The sequence below is a fragment of the Aliinostoc maniaoense genome, assembly GCF_058172895.1.
This window is the reverse complement of the sequence record NZ_CP187952.1, coordinates 2,292,407-2,310,121: the sequence shown is the minus strand read 5'-3', so window position 1 is coordinate 2,310,121 and position 17,715 is coordinate 2,292,407. Positions and strand designations below refer to the sequence as shown.

14 protein-coding genes and 1 tRNA gene are annotated in these 17,715 nt (G+C 41.1%); 8 read left to right on the top strand and 7 right to left on the bottom strand.

All coding sequences use genetic code 11. The features are described from left to right. Window positions 1-81: 81 nt before the first annotated feature. The 3 genes from ACPZ3T_RS10330 to ACPZ3T_RS10320 form a co-directional block, all read right to left on the bottom strand. Window positions 82-1,005, bottom strand: coding sequence for a DUF4007 family protein (locus tag ACPZ3T_RS10330; protein ID WP_490275916.1), 924 nt, complete (start codon window positions 1,003-1,005; stop codon window positions 82-84). 396 nt (window positions 1,006-1,401) lie between these two features. Then, window positions 1,402-1,473 (bottom strand) — tRNA-Thr (locus ACPZ3T_RS10325). Window positions 1,474-1,527: 54 nt separating this feature from the next. Further along, a complete protein-coding gene (locus tag ACPZ3T_RS10320) occupies window positions 1,528-1,836 on the bottom strand; it encodes a hypothetical protein (protein WP_490275913.1) in 309 nt (102 codons plus the stop codon). A gap of 26 nt (window positions 1,837-1,862) precedes the next feature. Between ACPZ3T_RS10320 and argF the strand changes: the two genes are divergently transcribed. From argF to ACPZ3T_RS10295, 5 genes are all read left to right on the top strand, one after another. After that, window positions 1,863-2,783, top strand: coding sequence for an ornithine carbamoyltransferase (gene argF, locus ACPZ3T_RS10315; RefSeq protein ID WP_490275910.1), 921 nt, complete (start codon window positions 1,863-1,865; stop codon window positions 2,781-2,783). A gap of 326 nt (window positions 2,784-3,109) precedes the next feature. Beyond that, a complete protein-coding gene (gene lexA / locus ACPZ3T_RS10310) occupies window positions 3,110-3,715 on the top strand; it encodes a transcriptional repressor LexA (protein WP_490275908.1) in 606 nt (201 codons plus the stop codon). Further along, window positions 3,712-3,963 carry a hypothetical protein gene (locus ACPZ3T_RS10305; RefSeq protein WP_490275906.1) on the top strand — a complete coding sequence of 84 codons (252 nt, stop codon included), beginning with the start codon at window positions 3,712-3,714 and terminating at the stop codon, window positions 3,961-3,963. The genes lexA and ACPZ3T_RS10305 overlap by 4 nt, the downstream gene beginning before the upstream one ends. Window positions 3,964-3,976: 13 nt before the next feature. After that, window positions 3,977-5,455 (top strand): DNA phosphorothioation system restriction enzyme, encoded by a 1,479-nt coding sequence (locus tag ACPZ3T_RS10300; protein WP_490275904.1) that lies wholly within the window; start codon window positions 3,977-3,979, stop codon window positions 5,453-5,455. A 453-nt stretch (window positions 5,456-5,908) separates the two neighbouring features. Beyond that, on the top strand, window positions 5,909-9,913 hold the full coding sequence (locus ACPZ3T_RS10295) for a PAS domain S-box protein (RefSeq protein WP_490275901.1): 4,005 nt from the start codon (window positions 5,909-5,911) through the stop codon (window positions 9,911-9,913). Here ACPZ3T_RS10295 and ACPZ3T_RS10290 read toward each other — a convergent pair. Further along, window positions 9,868-10,119 carry a hypothetical protein gene (locus ACPZ3T_RS10290; protein WP_490275899.1) on the bottom strand — a complete coding sequence of 84 codons (252 nt, stop codon included), beginning with the start codon at window positions 10,117-10,119 and terminating at the stop codon, window positions 9,868-9,870. The genes ACPZ3T_RS10295 and ACPZ3T_RS10290 overlap by 46 nt on opposite strands. Window positions 10,120-10,448: 329 nt before the next feature. Here ACPZ3T_RS10290 and ACPZ3T_RS10285 point away from each other — a divergent pair, with 329 nt between their 5' ends. Beyond that, complete coding sequence (locus ACPZ3T_RS10285) at window positions 10,449-10,622, top strand: hypothetical protein (protein WP_490275897.1); 174 nt, start codon at window positions 10,449-10,451, stop codon at window positions 10,620-10,622. Next, window positions 10,619-12,691: an AAA family ATPase gene (locus ACPZ3T_RS10280; protein WP_490275895.1), complete on the top strand. Its 2,073-nt coding sequence runs from the start codon at window positions 10,619-10,621 to the stop codon at window positions 12,689-12,691. Before ACPZ3T_RS10285 ends, ACPZ3T_RS10280 begins: the two co-directional genes overlap by 4 nt. A 47-nt stretch (window positions 12,692-12,738) precedes the next feature. Here the strand turns inward: ACPZ3T_RS10280 and ACPZ3T_RS10275 are convergent, their stop codons facing one another. Next, window positions 12,739-15,444 (bottom strand): cation-translocating P-type ATPase, encoded by a 2,706-nt coding sequence (locus ACPZ3T_RS10275; RefSeq protein ID WP_490275891.1) that lies wholly within the window; start codon window positions 15,442-15,444, stop codon window positions 12,739-12,741. A 269-nt stretch (window positions 15,445-15,713) separates the two neighbouring features. On the opposite strand from ACPZ3T_RS10275, the gene ACPZ3T_RS10270 reads away from it, so the two are divergent. Further along, window positions 15,714-15,953 carry a hypothetical protein gene (locus tag ACPZ3T_RS10270; protein ID WP_490275888.1) on the top strand — a complete coding sequence of 80 codons (240 nt, stop codon included), beginning with the start codon at window positions 15,714-15,716 and terminating at the stop codon, window positions 15,951-15,953. Between the two features lie 73 nt (window positions 15,954-16,026). Here ACPZ3T_RS10270 and ACPZ3T_RS10265 read toward each other — a convergent pair whose 3' ends face one another. Both ACPZ3T_RS10265 and ACPZ3T_RS10260 read right to left on the bottom strand, forming a co-directional pair. Then, entirely contained in the window at window positions 16,027-16,875 is an 849-nt protein-coding gene (locus tag ACPZ3T_RS10265; RefSeq protein ID WP_490275883.1) for a lysophospholipid acyltransferase family protein, read from the bottom strand. A 21-nt stretch (window positions 16,876-16,896) separates the two neighbouring features. After that, complete coding sequence (locus ACPZ3T_RS10260) at window positions 16,897-17,703, bottom strand: pentapeptide repeat-containing protein (protein WP_490275879.1); 807 nt, start codon at window positions 17,701-17,703, stop codon at window positions 16,897-16,899. Window positions 17,704-17,715: the final 12 nt, after the last annotated feature.

The window sequence follows — 17,715 nt, the reverse complement described above, 5'->3', positions numbered from 1 at the left end:
ATTTCACTCATGTGTATTAATAAATATATAGATATAATCCTGATTAACGCATTTCCAATCCTATTCCCAATGCCCCATGACCTATTCCCCAAAATAATATTTATCTAAAATTTCTTCCGCTAAAATTTCAGGATTTTCCGGTAAAGATAATTGAATTAACCCAGCAGTATCAGAAAGAACTATCGGCTCAAATTCTTTAGCTAATGTTTCAATAGCTGCACACAAAACACTCTCCGTCAGTTTAAATACCATCCCCGGACTACCTTCATCATACAGTAACTTACGAATAGTAATTGTATTACTATCTTGATTAGCCCAACTAGCATATTCTAAACAACTAGCTACTATCAGCGATGCAGGTAAATTAGCTTTATCACCAATTTTAAATTGATAATTTTTGCCGAAATGACGAATTAAACCCAGTTCATTGAAAGGACAATCAATAGAATCTTCAATAGGGCTATTATCTTTTATAAATTCCTGTGCTGCATACATTCTTAAAATACAATTTATATCTTTAATAAAAGAAGATTCTGCAATATTTTTATTGAAACTTTTGATATAATCTTTTAAGCCTAATAAAATATCTTCTTTTGTAAAATCTACATCACGAAAAATATTAAAAATATAATACCAAGCAGCCGCTTCACAAGTAGGCTTTAACAAATTCCAATGTAATAACCATAATGAAGCCGGATTTTCTAAATAAGAGTCCCAGCCATTATTTCCTAATAATTTTTCCCCAAATGTTGTTGGTAAGCTATTCTTATCAAGAATTTTGAAAGCCATACACCAATAACGAATTGCACGCACCATATTTTTACCCACACCTAAACGCACAGGCGCGTCATCCTGTAAGAAAACACCTGGATTTTTCTTAGCTGCATCAAATCCTTTTTTTAACCATCCAAAACGAGGGTGAAAAGTTTCATGGTTGGCAAATACAGGATTAACTAGATTAACTGGATTTTCCTGATGTTTGAAGTTGAGCTTAGTTTGAATCACGATAGGATGGCGATATAATAGCAACTATTTTGTTTATTATGGCTCAAATTAGAGTCATTTTTTGATTAACTTTATCAATAATGCAATTTGAATTATACTAAAAAGATGATTCCATCCCAATTTTGCCTGAAGTTTGCTGATTAACAGCAGCCTCAGTTGGTAAAAATAGAATTATTAAAAAGAATTACATAAAATAAAATGTTAAAGATAAAGCTTTAAAAATCAAAAGTTATCATTATATCTATATGAATATGATTGCAATATTAACGCACACAACTAGGAAGATTAGCATAGATGAAATCATTGTCAATCCAGCCTAGAATTTTTGCATACTCTAGGAAATATGAGTTTAAGCGATCGCGCCCTTCTGTTGTACACTCACTCTAGAAAAATCAAAGCCAGCAGTCGGATTTGAACCGACGACCTTCCGATTACAAGTCGGATGCACTACCACTGTGCTATGCTGGCAGGTTACTGCTTTCTCTCAAGCACTCACCGATTTTTAATTATATCACAAGCAAATTATTTGTCTAGTATTTTTTTGGGGCATTGGGCATTGGGCATTGGGCATTGGGCATTGGGCATTGGGCATTGGGCATGAGTCAAAACTTTTTTGCTCCATCGTCTCCCTTGTCTCCCCGAAGTTCTGTTCGCCCTTGGCGTTGGCGAAGCCATCGGAGGAAACCTCCGCTCAGACTTCTCTCCTTGTCTCCCTTGTCTCCCTGCCCCCTGCCCCCTGCTCCCTGCCCCCTGCTCCCTGCCCCCTGCTCCCTGCTCCCTGCCCCCTGCTCCCCTGCCCCCAATTCCCAGTTTCCAGTCCCTAATCACCATATAATTATTTTTTACATATTAAGACTATGGCAGCATTATTTGGACGAGATTTATTAGGTTTGGCGGACTTGAATCCTGGGGAACTTCAAGAACTGCTGCAATTGGCAACGGAATTAAAATCACAACGTTTACAGTTGCGTTGTGAGAAGGTGTTGGGTTTGCTGTTTTCTAAAGCTTCAACTCGCACACGGGTTAGTTTTACGGTGGCAATGTATCAATTGGGTGGACAAGTGATTGATTTAAATCCTAATGTCACTCAAGTGAGTCGGGGAGAACCTGTACAAGATACAGCACGGGTATTAGATCGATATCTGGATATTCTGGCAATTCGCACCTTTGCACAACAAGAGTTAGAAACTTTTGCTAATTATGCCAAAATCCCTGTAATTAATGCACTGACAGATTTAGAGCATCCTTGTCAAATATTAGCTGATTTATTAACAGTGCAAGAATGTTTCGGCACTCTGGCGGGGTTAACTGTCACCTACGTTGGTGATGGTAATAATGTGGCTAATTCTTTAATGCTCGGCTGTGCTTTAGCTGGGATAAATGTCAGAATTGCTACTCCTATTGGTTATGAACCAGATTCTACCATTGTTGAAAAAACACGGGCGATCGCAGGTGATAAAACTGAAGTTTTAATTACTCACGATCCAGAGGTAGCCACAAAGGGATCTACCGTACTCTACACTGATGTTTGGGCAAGTATGGGACAAGAAGATGAAGCAGGCGATCGCTTTCCGATTTTCCAACCTTATCAAATTTCTGAGCAATTATTGAGCTTGGCTGATAAAAATGCCATTGTTTTACACTGTTTACCAGCTCATCGTGGTGAGGAAATTACTGAAGAAGTCATTGAAGGTTCACACTCACGAGTTTGGGATCAGGCAGAAAATCGATTGCACGCACAAAAGGCTTTGTTAGCTAGTATTTTAGGTGCATATTGATTATTGAGATTGGGAATTGGGAATTGGGAATTGGGCATCGGACAATTCAATTTTGGATTTTGGATTTTAAATTTTGGATTAGATTTCAATCTAAAATCCAGAATCTAAAATCTAAAATTCTCTCCCTTGTCTCCCTTGTCTCCCTTGTCTCCCTTGTCTCCCTTGTCTCCCTTGTCTCCCCCTCCTCCCCTGCTCCCCTCAGTTACCTTTTCCCTATTACCTATTTCTTTTCTGAATTAAATTATTTTGATTTTTATCTTGTGATTAATGATTTTTTGTAGTACTAATGTTCTAGGGACATTTATATTTACCTCCCCTATATTTTTATGGAAAGGCTAACACAAGCACAACAAGAACTTTATGAATGGCTGGCAGAATATATCAAAATTCACCAGCATTCTCCTTCAATTCGGCAAATGATGCAAGCGATGAATTTAAAATCACCAGCACCAATTCAAAGCCGTCTAGAACATTTACGCAATAAAGGCTACATTGAATGGACTGAAGGAAAAGCGCGCACGATTAGAATTTTACAATCTATCAAGCAAGGTGTGCCAGTTTTAGGTGCAATTGCGGCTGGTGGTTTAATAGAACCTTTTACCGATGCTGTAGAGCATATTGACTTTTCTAATTTCACTCTACCACCCCAAACCTATGCTTTACGGGTAGCTGGGGATAGCATGATTGAAGATTTAATTAGTGATGGAGATTTAGTTTTTCTGCGCCCAGTTCCCGAACCGGAACATTTAAAAAATGGCACAATTGTCGCTGCTAGAGTTGAGGGCTACGGTAATACATTAAAGCGTTTTTATCGCAGTGGCGATCGCGTCACCCTCAAACCCGCCAACCCCAAATACAACCCCATCGAAGTCTCAGCTATGCAAGTCGAAGTACAAGGTTCTCTCGTCGGCGTTTGGCGCGGTTACGTTTGAATAGAAGCAGGGGGCAGGGGGCAGGGGGCAGGGGGCAGGGGGCAGAAGGAGACAAGGTAGACAAGGTAGACAAGGGAGCAGGGGGAGTGTGGGGAGAGAGGGGAGTGTGGGGGGAAAGATTTGTTCTCCACCATCCCACACCAAGCACACCCTGCCCTGACAAGGGAGAAATATTTACCCCAATGCCCAATGCCCGATGCCCAATGCCCAATGCCCAAAATTCCTACATTTTGAATTTTGAATTTTGAATTTTGAATTTTTATGTACCTGACGCTAAATCCAGTGCAGCCAATACCCTCTTTCCGCCTAAAATTACCTTTGCTTAAGGAAGGTGGGGGGAGTTACCAAACTCAACCATTACCAGGATGTCCGAGGATGCCGACATCTCTGCAATTGCGCCCATATCAGCGACAAGCTATTACTAATTGGTTTGCAAATAACGGCAGAGGTACGCTGAAAATGGCTACTGGTAGTGGTAAAACTATCACTGCACTGGCTATAGCTTGTGAATTGTACAAACAAATTAATTTGCAGGTGTTGTTGGTGGTGTGTCCCTATCGCCATCTTGTCACCCAATGGGCTAGGGAATGTGAAAAGTTCAATTTACAACCTATTTTAGCTTTTGAAAATGTCCGCAATTGGCAAAGTCAACTTTCTACTCAACTATATAATCTGCGTTCTCGTTCGCAAAATTTTGTGACTGTCATTACTACTAACTCCACATTAATTGGTGATGGTTTTCAGTCACAACTCAAGTATTTTCCGCCTAAAACTTTCATTATTGGTGATGAAGCCCATAATTTAGGCGCGCCGAAATTAGAGGAAAGTTTGCCTAGAAGTGTGGGTTTAAGGTTGGCATTATCGGCTACACCAGAAAGATATTTTGATGAGGATGGTACGCAATCTTTATTTGATTATTTTGGTAATGTTTTGCAGCCAGAGTTTACTTTAAAAGATGCAATTTCTCAAGGGGCTTTGGTACATTATTTGTATTATCCGATACTTGTAGAGTTAACGGAAGCTGAAAGTATTGCCTATTTAAAGTTAACTAAAAAAATCGGTAGGTCTTTACTATATCGAGAACGGGAAAATGGCGACTCAGGGAATTTTGAAAATCATGAAGATTTAAAGCCGTTATTAATGCAAAGAGCTAGATTAATCGGTGCAGCCGCTAATAAATTAAATGCACTCAGACAATTAATGGCAACGCGCCGGGAAACTAGTCATACACTTTTTTATTGTAGTGATGGTTGTCTAGAAACAGGACAACGTTCTTCCTTGCGACAACTCAAGGCCGTGGCGAAAATTTTAGGGGTAGAATTAGGTTATAAAGTCAGTACCTACACAGCCCACACACCGTTATCAGAACGGGAAATTTTACGTAATCAGTTTGAAAAGGGAGAATTACAAGGTTTAGTAGCGATTCGCTGTTTAGATGAAGGGGTAGATATTCCTGCTATTCAAACGGCGGTGATTTTATCAAGTTCTGGTAATCCTCGTCAATTCATCCAAAGACGGGGGAGAGTTTTACGCCCTCACCCTGATAAAAAACGCAGTTCTATATTTGATATGATTGTATTGCCACCAGATTTAGATCGGGAAACTATAGAAGTAGAGCGCAACTTGTTAAGAAAAGAACTCAGACGGTTTGTGGAATTTGCTGATTTAGCAGATAACGCAGGGGAGGCTAGAATCAAGCTACTTGCTTTACAAAAACGTTATGGGTTGCTTGATATTTGATGAGTAATAACAAATGTAATCATTTCAAAGCGGTATTTTGAGTTTATGCTATAGGTAATGATGTAACTAATCTTGGAGATTGGGTTGGAAAGTGATTGATTTTACAAAATGAGTGCTGAGTGCTGTTAGCGGAAGCGGGGAGTGAGCAGCGTGCTGAGTAAGTAGTTCTTGAATTTTGAATTGATTTGTCCCCAGTTCCTCTATCATTTTTAGTTGTGAGATTTTCTCATGATTAGGGGGCTTCCAGAAAATAAATTATCCAATTTCCGAGAAAGAATATTTTGATTTTTCCCCCTGCTCCCTGCCCCCTGCCCCCCTGCTTACCACAGCGATTGTATATTTTTTTAGTTGGAAGTCCCTAGCTGGCTTGAAGATGAATTATTTTTAAGCTGATTTTGTGTTACTCGGATTTTAGAAATAACTTATTGATCGCTTGACTGACAGGCGGAACTGATGCAATCACTTTATGCTGTGGATTTGCCTACTTTAGAACAGGTAGTTGAATCTTGTCCTTTAACGGTATTACCAGATACGCTATTGCTTGATGCGATCGCTCTCATGAATCCAGCAAGTAGCAGCACAGTAGCAAGTTGTGTTTTAGTTGTTAGCGAAACTAGTTTAGTAGGTATATTAACTTTACGGGATGTAGTCCGGCTGACGGGAACGGGGGTGGATTTATCCCAGGTGAAAATTTCCGAGGTGATGACGCAGCCGGTGATTAGTTTGACTCAGGCGGCGGCGCAAAATGCCCTCACCGCTTTAGCTTTCATGGGTCAGCATAGCATTCGCCATTTGCCGATAGTAGATGAACAAGGGCAATTACTAGGCTTAATTACCCAAGATAAAATTCGTCAAGTCATCCAACCAGCGCACCTGCTAAAACTGCGATGTGTGACAGAAGTGATGGTGAAGGAAGTTGTTCACGCGCTGCCTACTACATCGGTACTCGAATTATCGCAAATAATGAGCGATCGCCACATCAGTTGCGTTGTCATTGTCGCCCCACAGGAGACAGCATTGATTCCCGTGGGGATGATTACCGAAAAAGATATTCTCCAAGTCCAGTTACAGGGACTAGATATCAACCAAACCCAGGCGCAAGCGGTGATGAGTAGTCCTGTATTAAGTATTACTCCCACAGACTCTTTGTGGACTGTTCACCAGTTGATGCAAGCGCGAGGGGTGCGGCGGTTAGTTGTCGTAGGTGAACAAGGACAACTGCAAGGACTGGTGACACAAACTAATCTCTTACAAGTACTTGATCCCGTAGCAATACTCAACGTTATCCAAACCTTACAAACCAAAGTTGAGGAGCAAACGCTTCAACTCCAGCAAACCAACCAGCAGTTAGAACAGGAAGTAAAACAACGCCGCCAAGTAGAAGCATCACTGCGCCAAGCACAACAAGAACTAGAACTGCGCGTGGCGGAGCGGACAGCCAAACTGGTGCAGGCTAATGCACGTCTGGAACAGCGTGAACAGCAGTTGCAAGCCTTGTTTGATCACGCTCTAGACGCGATCCTGATTGCGAATGACGAGGGACGTTATGTAGATGTCAATGCAGCAGCTTGCGAATTATTTGGTGTATCTAGAGAAGAACTTTTAGCTTCCACAATTGCGGATTTCGCCGCACCCGAATTTAATTTTACCCAAGCTTGGCAACAGTTTCGTGAACAAGAACAAATGTCGGGAGAGTTTCTATTGCATCGTCCTGATGGCACAGTACGAGCAACAGAATTTGCGGCGGTTGCCAATTTTATGCCACATCGCCATCTTTCCATCATCCGGGATGTGAGCGAACGGCAACAAGCTGAAGTAAATCTGCAAGAAAGTGAGCAACGGCTACAACTCGCACTTTCAGCCAGCAACACAGGTATTTGGGATTGGAATCTGCAAACTAATGAGGTGTTCTGGTCTGAGAGTATGTGTTCTCTATTTGATCTCGATCCCCGGAGATTCAACAACAGGTTTGAATCATTTTTAAATTTCATCCACCCTGAAGACCGGGAATTTGTGGAACAATCTCTGAAGCAGTCTATTGATCAGCATAGCAACTGTAATATCGAGTTTCGGGTAGTGTGGCTAGATGGTACAGTACACTGGGCGCATGGGAAAGGCAGTATCTTCTACGATCAAACTGGTGAGCCACTTCGGATGATTGGGGTGCATCAGGACATTACAGAACGCCAACAAGCTAAGGCAAATCTGCAAAAAAGTGAGCAACGGCTAAAACTAGCACTCTGGGCTGGTAATACTGGCACTTGGGACTGGGATCTGCAAACCAATGAAGTTATCTGGTCTGATCATCTGTTTTCTTTATTTGGTTTAACCCCTGATACATTTGATGTCAGCTATGAAAATTTTTTAAATCAAATTGTCCATCCTGAAGACCGCGAACGGCTACATCAATCAGTTTTGCGAGCCATTGACCAGCAAGTAACCTATAATCTGGAATTTCGGTTTATTTACCCAGATGGTACAGTTGGTTGGTCATTATGTAAAGGTCAGGTATTATACAATGAAACTACTGGTGAGCCACTCCAGATGATTGGCGTAAATATAGACATTACAGACCGCAAACAGGCTGAGGAAGCACTACGGTTAAGTGAGCAAAAACTGCAAGCGATTATTAACAATAGTGCCGTGGCCATCTACATGATTGACCCACAACAGAGACATCTGTTAGTGAATCGCTGGTATGCAAAGCTTGTATCTGCAACTCCAGAAAATATCCTGGGTAAGAGTATCTATGAATTTTGGCCGACTGAGACTGCTGATAAATTTGTTGCATACAATCAACACGTACTCAAAACCAAGCAAGTAATTCAAGTAGAAGAAGTTGTTCCGCACGCAGATGGGCTACACACCTACATTACTGTCAAGTTTCCCCTCTGCGATGGGACTGGTAAACCCTATGCTGTGGGTGGTATTTCCACTGATATCACTGAACACAAACAGGCAGAACAGAAAATCCGAGAGCAAGCAGCTTTAATTGATATCGCTACCGATGCCATTTTTGTCCGAGATTTAGAAAATCAGATTCTCTTTTGGAGTCGAGGTGCTGAAAACTTATATGGTTGGACAGCAAAGGAAACTGTCGGAAAAATAGCCCATGAACTGTTCAACACAGAATCAATACCCCAACTGCAAGCAGCTCTCAACGCGACTCTGGAATCAGGTTCTTGGTCTGGTGAGTTAGAGCAAATTACCAAAATAGGGAAAAAAATTACCGTTGCTAGTCGCTGGACACTATTACCTGATAAATCTGGACAAACCAAATCTATTTTAGTAGTCAACAGCGACATTACAGAGAAAAAACAACTACAACAACAATTTTACCGCGCTCAAAGATTAGAAAGTTTAGGAACTCTGGCAAGTGGCATTGCCCATGACCTTAACAATGTCTTTGCTCCTATTACGATGATTGCTCAATTACTGCCCAACAGATGCAAAAATGTTGATAGGCGCACTCAAGACCTTTTCCATACATTAGAAAATAGTTCTCAGCGTGGAGCTAACTTAGTCAAACAAATTCTCACCTTTGCCCGTGGTACAGAGGGGAAACCCATTCTATTACAACCTGGACATCTGCTCAAAGAATTAGTCAAAGTCATTCAACAGACATTTCCCAAATCTATAGAAATTCAGACTCACATTCCTACCAACACATTATGGATGGTGACAGCTGATCCTACCCAGTTAGAGCAAGTTTTCATGAATTTAGCAGTCAATGCCCGTGATGCTATGCCTAATGGCGGGATTTTGACTATCTCTGCAAAAAATCGCATCATTGATGAAACCTATGCGGGGATGTACCTTGATGCTCATCCGGGACAGTACATCGTTGTTACCATTGCCGATACAGGCACAGGTATTCCTCCAGAGTTGTTAGAGCGGGTTTTTGAGCCATTTTTTACAACCAAAGAACTGGGGACAGGTACAGGACTAGGGCTGTCAACGGTTTTAGGTATTGTTAAAAACTACGGTGGTTTTGTGCAAGTATCAAGTCAAGTAGGCCGAGGTACACAATTTCAAGTTTACTTACCCATAGGTGAAGGAATAGCCATTGAGGAGGAAGTCAAAACAGAAGTACCTCAAGGTCAGGGCGAGTTAATTTTGATCGTAGACGATGAATTAGTCATTCAAGAACTAACCAAAGAAACCCTAGAAAATTATAACTACAAAACCCTGGTTGCTAACGATGGAATTGAGGCGATCGCTGTTTATGCACAATATGAGTCAGACATCAGCGTTGTTTTACTAGATATCGTCATGCCCAACATGGACGGCTTAACCACTATCCGCACCCTCAAAACCATGAACCCCGAAGTTAAGATCATTGCTACCAGTGGTTTACCAGTCAACCGTCAACAAGCTCTTTTGCTAGGTGCAACAGCATTCTTGTCCAAACCCTACACAGCAGAAGATTTATTGACTACTGTATCAAAGATTTTATAGGGAATGGGGAATGGGGCATGGGGCATGGGGCATGGGGCATTGGGCATAGGGCATGGGGCATAGGGCATAGGGCATGGGGCATGGGGCATTGGGCATTGGGCATTGGGCATGGGCATGGGCATGGGGCATGGGGCATTGGGCATGGGGCATGGGGCATGGGGCATGGGGCATTGGACAACGCCGATATATTCTTTTTTTGTTTGCACACATCTTGCACCTCGGTTAAAAACCCGGTTTTTTAGGGCTTGTTGAGAATGGTGCAAGATATAAGTTTGTAAATTTTTTCTAAAAGCTGTAGTTAATTCTACGTTATGTGAAAAAATTAATACTATTAATATAATGGATTATTGGCTGTTTTAAAAATTTTACTAATATCCCATTATAAAATATATATTACTGCAAATATATCACCAATTTCAATCAAATTACAACTATTTTGTCAAAGAACTTTGAAATTTAACAGCGCAAGTTTACGGATGTAAAAAGAGCAATTGCGGCAGTTAAAATAGAGAAAAGTGATTTGCAAAAAAGTAAGATGTCGCCAGAGCAAAATATTGATGATGTGCAAGAACCAATTATGACTGCTCCGCCGGAGGTGCGACAAATTATAGAGCGAGTATGGCATTTAGAAAAAAATAGACTCGATAAGAAAAGTAATAGCCCCATCAATGATGATATTTTGGACATTGTGAAGGGAGCAGTGCAATGAAGCTCACTTCTATTAAGCTGTGTAACTTTCGCTCCTTTTATGGTAAAACTCCAGAGATCATCATTTCTGGGGGAGATGTTCTCAACACGACGATTATTCATGGCAATAACGGCTCAGGTAAAACCAGTTTACTCAATGCCTTTACGTGGGTATTATATGAAAGGTTTAGTGCTGCCTTTGCCTCGACAGAACAGTTAGTCAACAAAAGAGCGATCGCACAAGCACAACCAGGACAAGCTGTAGAATGTTGGGTAGAAATTAACTGGGAACACGAAGGTAAACGCTATAACGTTAAACGCCAATGTCGGGGTTATAAAACTAAAACTGACTTTAACCTAGGTAAAACCGAATTACTCATGCAAGTCGCTGGAGATGATGGTAGATGGTATTTTCCACTACAGCAACCAGAGGAAATCATCGGTCAAATTTTACCAGTCAGTTTACATCAATACTTCTTTTTTGACGGCGAACGCATCGAAGAAATTGTCCGTTCTGATAAAAAATCAGAAATTGCGGAAGCTACAAAAATTTTCTTAGGCGTAGAAGTGATTAACCGTTCTATTAAACATCTCGGTGAAGCTAAAAAAAGTTTAGAAAATGAATTAAAAGCCATTGGTGATTCAGAAATCAAACAGCTTTTAAAAGAACAAGCCAAACTCGAACAAGAAATTGACCAAATCAACAACCGTCAAGCCGAAATCAAGCAAGAAATAGAATATCAACAAACCTTTAAAAAAGAAACAGGTAATCGTTTACAAGAACTGAGTGCAGCGAAAGAATTACAAAACAGACGACAAGAATTAGAACAACAAAAGAAAGTCAATCAAGATAATTGGCGGCAAACTAAAGAAGCCCTCAAAAAAATTATTTCCTCACGGGGTTATACAGTATTATTATCAGATACTACCGCCCAATTTCGGTCTATCCTCCACCAATTAAAACAACAAGGTGAGTTAACCTCTGGCATTTCGCGGGAATTTATCACTGAATTAATCAATTGCCAACGCTGTATTTGTGGTGCAGAATTACATCCCGGTAATCATCCTCATACAAATGTCAGTATGTGGTTAGATAAAGCAGGTTCTTCTTCAGTGGAAGAAACCGCAATTCGTATGAGCGCGCAAGTAGATGAAATTGATAAACAAGCCGCAGTGTTTTGGGAAGAAGTAGACCGAGAACAAACGAGAATCAACCAATTACGCCAAAATATTTCACAAATTGAAAACGACTTAGATAACATTCAAGAAAGGCTACGCAAAGATCCCAACGAAGAAATCAGCAACTTGCAAAAACGGCTCGATGAGATTGAAAGTAAAATTGATGAACTCAACCGAGAACAAGGTGCAAATCAACAAAAAACTACTCATCTGAAAACAGAAATTGATGGGTTAATCAAACAAATTGCTAAACAAAAATTGAACGAAGATAAGCAATTACTAGCACAAAGACGCATCAATGCTACTCAAGATGCAATTGAACGCTTAACTGAAGTTAGAAACCGTCAAGAAAAGCAGTTTCGCATTCAGTTAGAAAAGCGGTTACAAGAAATATTTACGACTATTTCTTTCACACCTTACATCCCCACAATCAGCGATAAATACGAATTAACTTTAATCGAAAATACCTCCGGTATAGAAGCATCAGTAGCAGCTTCCACCGGAGAAAATCAAATTCTCAGTTTATCTTTTATCGCCAGTATTATTGATAAAGTCAGAGAGTGGAGTGCTAAACGTAAAATCCTGACTGTACCAGATAGTAGCACCTTTCCAATTGTCATGGATTCCCCCTTTGGTAGCCTAGACGAAACTTATCGCCGCCGCATTGCTCAAACTTTACCAAAGTTAGCAAATCAGTTAATTGTTTTAGTTACTAAAACTCAATGGCGAGGTGAAGTGGAAGCCGAAATGGCAGATAGAATTGGGAGAGAATACGTCTTAACTTATTATTCTTCTAAGCCTGATTGTGAACAAGATTATATAGAATTAGCCGGAGAAAGATATCCGTTAGTAAAGCAGAGTCCCAATGAATTTGAATATACAGAAGTAATTGAAGTTGAGAGAGATTGGTAATAATTCGTAACGATGCTCCCGCCCCGCTAACGTCGCAAGGTTTTAATTCACGCCTGATGTGAATTAGGCATTATTTTAATTAGCTTGGAAAATTGCCCAATAATTAAAGGTACAAGGCTCATTCCCAAGATTAATAGCCAACCATTCATACCAGGATCGGTTGTTTGTAAGACAGTAGATAATAAGGGAAGATAAACTGCAATCAGTAGCAATCCTGTACAAAAAACTAGCGCACCCCAGACATAGGGATTGAGTGTAATCTCGTTACGGAATAACCCGGAATGGCGATCGCGCATATTAAAAACGTGCCACAATCGGGTAAAACCCAAGGTCATAAAGGTAATTGTCACAGCTTGCTGTTGGTTCATTCCCAACCACATGAAAGCCAGAGCAAAAGCACCTCCTAAAGTGGCTGCAATTACTAACCCATAACCTGCGATCGCTAACCAATGACGACGAGCTAAAATAGGTTCGTGGGCTGGCCTGGGTGGACGTTTCATTAAGGCGGGTTCTCCTTCTCCTACTCCCAAAGCCAAGGCGGGAAAGGCATCATTAACGACGTTAATGTACAAAATCTGTAATGGTAACAGTGGTAAAGGTGCATTCAATAAGGAGGCGGTAGCAACTAAGATAATTTCGCCGACGTTACCGGATAGCAAATATACTGTAAATTTCCTAATGTTATTAAAAATAGCGCGTCCTTGTTCCACTGCCGCCACAATGGAAGCAAAAGCATCATCTTGAAGTACCATATCAGCCGCTTCTTTGGCGACTTGTGTACCTCTTTGTCCCATTGCTACGCCAATATCAGCTTTTCGCAAAGCCGGCGCATCATTGACACCATCCCCAGTCATGGCCACAACTGCTTGATGACGTTGATGTAGGTTAATTAGATTCAACTTTTGTTCGGGACTAACTCTCGCTAAAACGGAAGCTTCCACAATATGCTGGCGGGCTGTGGGTGAGAGTTCTTCGGGATTTTTCAGGTCTTGACCTAAGACTACATCAGCTTGTTGATTATCCGTTAAACCGACGGCGATCGCAATATTTTTGGCGGTGACTGGTTGATCTCCTGTCACCATGACTACCCGTATTCCCGCTTGTTGACATTCTTTGATTGCAGGTATGACTTCTTCACGGGGAGGATCTAATAAACCGACAATCCCTAATAATGTTAAATCTTCGTAGGGGTCGCCTTTCTCGGAAACTGTGGTTTTTTGAGCTAAGGCGAGGGTTCTTAAACCTTGTTGTGCTAGTTGGTTGACTCGTTCTTGCCAATCTTGTCGCAGTTCCTCTGTCATTGGTGTTGCTCGGGAGTCTGTGAGGATGCGAGTACAAGCTTGTAGAACTGCTTCCGGCGCGCCTTTGATGGCAAATCGATATTCACCGTCTAATTGGTGAATTGTCCCCATCATCTTCAAGTCAGGATCAAAGGCTTCTTCCCGAATTTCTGGCATTTGTGCTAGTAATTGCTGACGCTGTATCTCAGCTTTTGCACCTGCTACTAATAATGCTACTTCCATTGGGTCGCCTACTACGCGACTTTCATTTGAGTCTGCTGGTTGCAAAGCTGCATTGTTGCACAACACGCCAACTTCTAGGAGTGCTGTGAGTATTTGATCTTCTGTGGGATTAAATGTTTGATTGTGGTGTTGAAATGCACCTTGAGTTTCTAAACCTTCCCCGGTTACTTGTATTTCACCACTGTCAATGATGATGCGGCTGACAGTCATCTGATTTTCGGTGAGTGTGCCAGTTTTGTCGGTGCAGATAACACTAGTTGCACCTAAAGTTTCTACGGCTGAGAGTTGATTAATTAGTGCATGACGTTTAGCCATGCGCCACATTCCCCGCGCTAAGGCGACTGTAGCAACAATGGGTAAGCCTTCTGGGACTGCTCCTACTGCCAGAGCGATCGCAGTTTCTACCATTAAGAATACATCTCTTCCTGCCACAATGCCCGCGATCGCTACAACAATCACAATGGCAATTGTCACCCAAACTAACCATTGTCCTAGTTCATCCAAACGCTTTTCTAGGGGGGTTTTTTCTTCTGCACCGGCGCGTTGTGCTAATTCAGAAATGTGGCCTAATTCGGTTTTCATCCCGGTAGCTATGACTACCCCTTCCCCAGAACCACGAGTTAAAGCTGTACCTTTGTACAACATATTATGATGTTCTGCTAGGGGTGTATCTGCGGGTAACGGTTGTAAACTTTTACCTACGGGGACTGATTCCCCGGTGAGGGATGACTCATTTACTTGCAGATTTGCAGCTTCCAGCAAACGTAAATCAGCTGCGATCGCATCCCCACTTTCTAAAATGACAATATCCCCTGGTACTAATTCCACCGAGGGAATTTCTTGTAATTTACCATGCCGACGAACTTTAGCGGTAGTGCTGCTGAGTTTTTGCAGTGCTTCCATTGAGCGAATAGCTTTATATTCTGTGAAAAAACCGATAGCAGTATTAATCACAATCGCTAAAATAACGGCTATACCTTCAATCCATTGACTAAAGGCGAATGATAAAATAGCCGCGATCGCTAATATGCCAATAATTAAACTTTTGAATTGTTCAATAAAAATTTGCCAAACACTCTTACCTTTGGCTTCCTGCAAACGATTTTCACCATACTGCTTACGTCGATTTTCCACCTCTGATTCCGTCAAACCTTCGCTAGTGGAAACATCAAGCTGATTCAGGATTTGTTCTAAACTCAGAGTCCAAGGTTGATGAGGAAGCTCCGCCATGAATGTTGCTCTACTTGATAAAATGCTAAATTTTTGATTTTTATGCCCTTTTTTACTAAACTATGAATTTTTGTTTTGCTTATCTACCAGAGGTAAGGCTTTTTGATTAAATCTGTCTTGAGAGAGTGTGAGGATTCTGTTGGCAATTATTGAGATGAAATTTAAACTGAGAAAATTTCTTTATATCTTGGGAATGAAGGAAATTACTCCAGCCTTACCTAGCCTTGTATTAATCGCATCAAATTGAAAGTCAAGGTAGGAATATCAAGATGTCAACAGTAATGAACAAAGCCGAGTGTAATACAGGTACAAGAAACGAACATTTTGATTTAATTAGCATTATGTACCACAGTCTCGAAGGTGCGGCAATTTATGAACAATATGTTCAAGATGCTAATGATTCGGGAGATAGAGATTTAGCTAATTTCTTCCAAGAAGCCAAAGACACTAACTGCAAACTAGCAGATAGAGCCAAACAACTTTTAGCACAACGTCTTAACAGGAGTTAATTAAAAGAAATTCAAGTTTGCTTGATTTTCAGGGTTTCATTAAGTTGAAATTAACTTTGTGAAACCCAGTTTTTTATGATTCTTCGTGGAGTAATACTAACTGGTCTAACTCCTGCTGCATCTTGCTTTTAACTAATTCATAACATTTATTGACATAATGGCGATCGCTTGCTGCTTCCCGTCCATAGTGTTCAAATACAATCGGGGGACAAATGCGTGTTTTAATTTTTACTGGGAATGGAATATTTGGTAATGGGCCAATGCCTAATCCCCAAGGTAAACCTAAATAAATAGGAAACACTTCGGGATCAATATCAAATAACCACGGCATCCCCCATTCATGCAACCGTTGCATAATTTTGTATAAATCAGCTAATACAATAAGAGTATCGTGCGCTCCATAAGAAATTGCCGGGATAATCGGCACGTTTTCCCGCAATGCTAATTTGATAAATCCTTGCCGTCCTGCAAAATAGATTTCATTGCGTAAAGCATGGGGTCGAAACACGTCTTCTGCTCCCCCAGGATACACTAGCAAACTTGCCCCTGAACGTAAAGCTGCATAAGCCATTTTGGGATGAGCCATAATTGCCCCAGCTTTACTTGCTAATTGAGCTACTTGCTGGTTTACTTGCCAAGCTTTCGGGTGCATCAGACCGTAAACTGGTCGGTATACACCAAAGCGGCGAAACCAATCATACATCATCATCAACATATCAGGGGCGGCTAATCCTCCATTGTGAGAACCAACAATTAAGACTTTTCCTGTGTTTGGGATATATTCCCAACCGCTAGTCTCTACACGAAAATAATAATCGTATAAAAAGCCGAAGAAGGGCATTAGAGATTGGATGAACTTTGGATCTCTTACCTCTAAAGACCATCCGAGTTTGGTGTTGTGGGGATGTTGTTGTAGTAACATCTAATAACTAATTACTATTAACTAATCATGTTTTATACCATCGGGCATAATGGTATTTTGAAAATTTACACCACTTAGGTTTGCACCAGTCAAATTTGCACCTCTGAGGTTAACGTCTCTGAGATTTGCCCCTCGTAAGTTAGCTCCTTTGAGATTTGCCCAGGCTAAATTAGCACCTGTTAAATCAGCTTCAACTAAGTTAGCTCTAAATAAGTATGCCCCACTTAAATGGGTCTTGTGGAGGTGGGCTTTTTCTAACTTAGCTTTGTAGAGATAAGCTCCTATTAACTCTGCTGCATACAAGTTGGCTTCACTCAAATTAGCCTCTATTAAGTTAGCTGCAATGAGATTAGCAAAACAAAGATGAGCGCGGTTTAGCTGTGCTGCATCTAGATTAGCATCTCGTAAGTTAGCTTCGGTGAAATCAGTCCCAATCAAGTTAGCCTCGGTGATAGTCGCCTCCCTTAAATTTGCTTGACTCAAGTTAGAACCAATCAGGGTAGTTTGGCTGAGGTTGGCTTGAGTTAGTATTGCTTGGCTCAAATTTGCTACACTCAAATGAGCCGCACTTAAGTTAGCTTCACTAAGTTTGGCTTGATGGAGATTTGCACTACTGAGGTTAGCATGACTGAGGTTAGCACGCACTAGTAAAGCATGACTTAAGTCAACTTTGTTGAAGTTTACCCCCTGGAGGTTAGCTCCTCGCAGGTTTTGTTTTTGTAGGTTGGCGGTGCTGAGGTCTGGTTGAATTTGGGGATTGGTTGTTCTCCATTCAATCCATCGGACTGCACCAGCTTGTAACAAAGCTAGATGCTCTATATTAGGCATTTATTCTCCTTG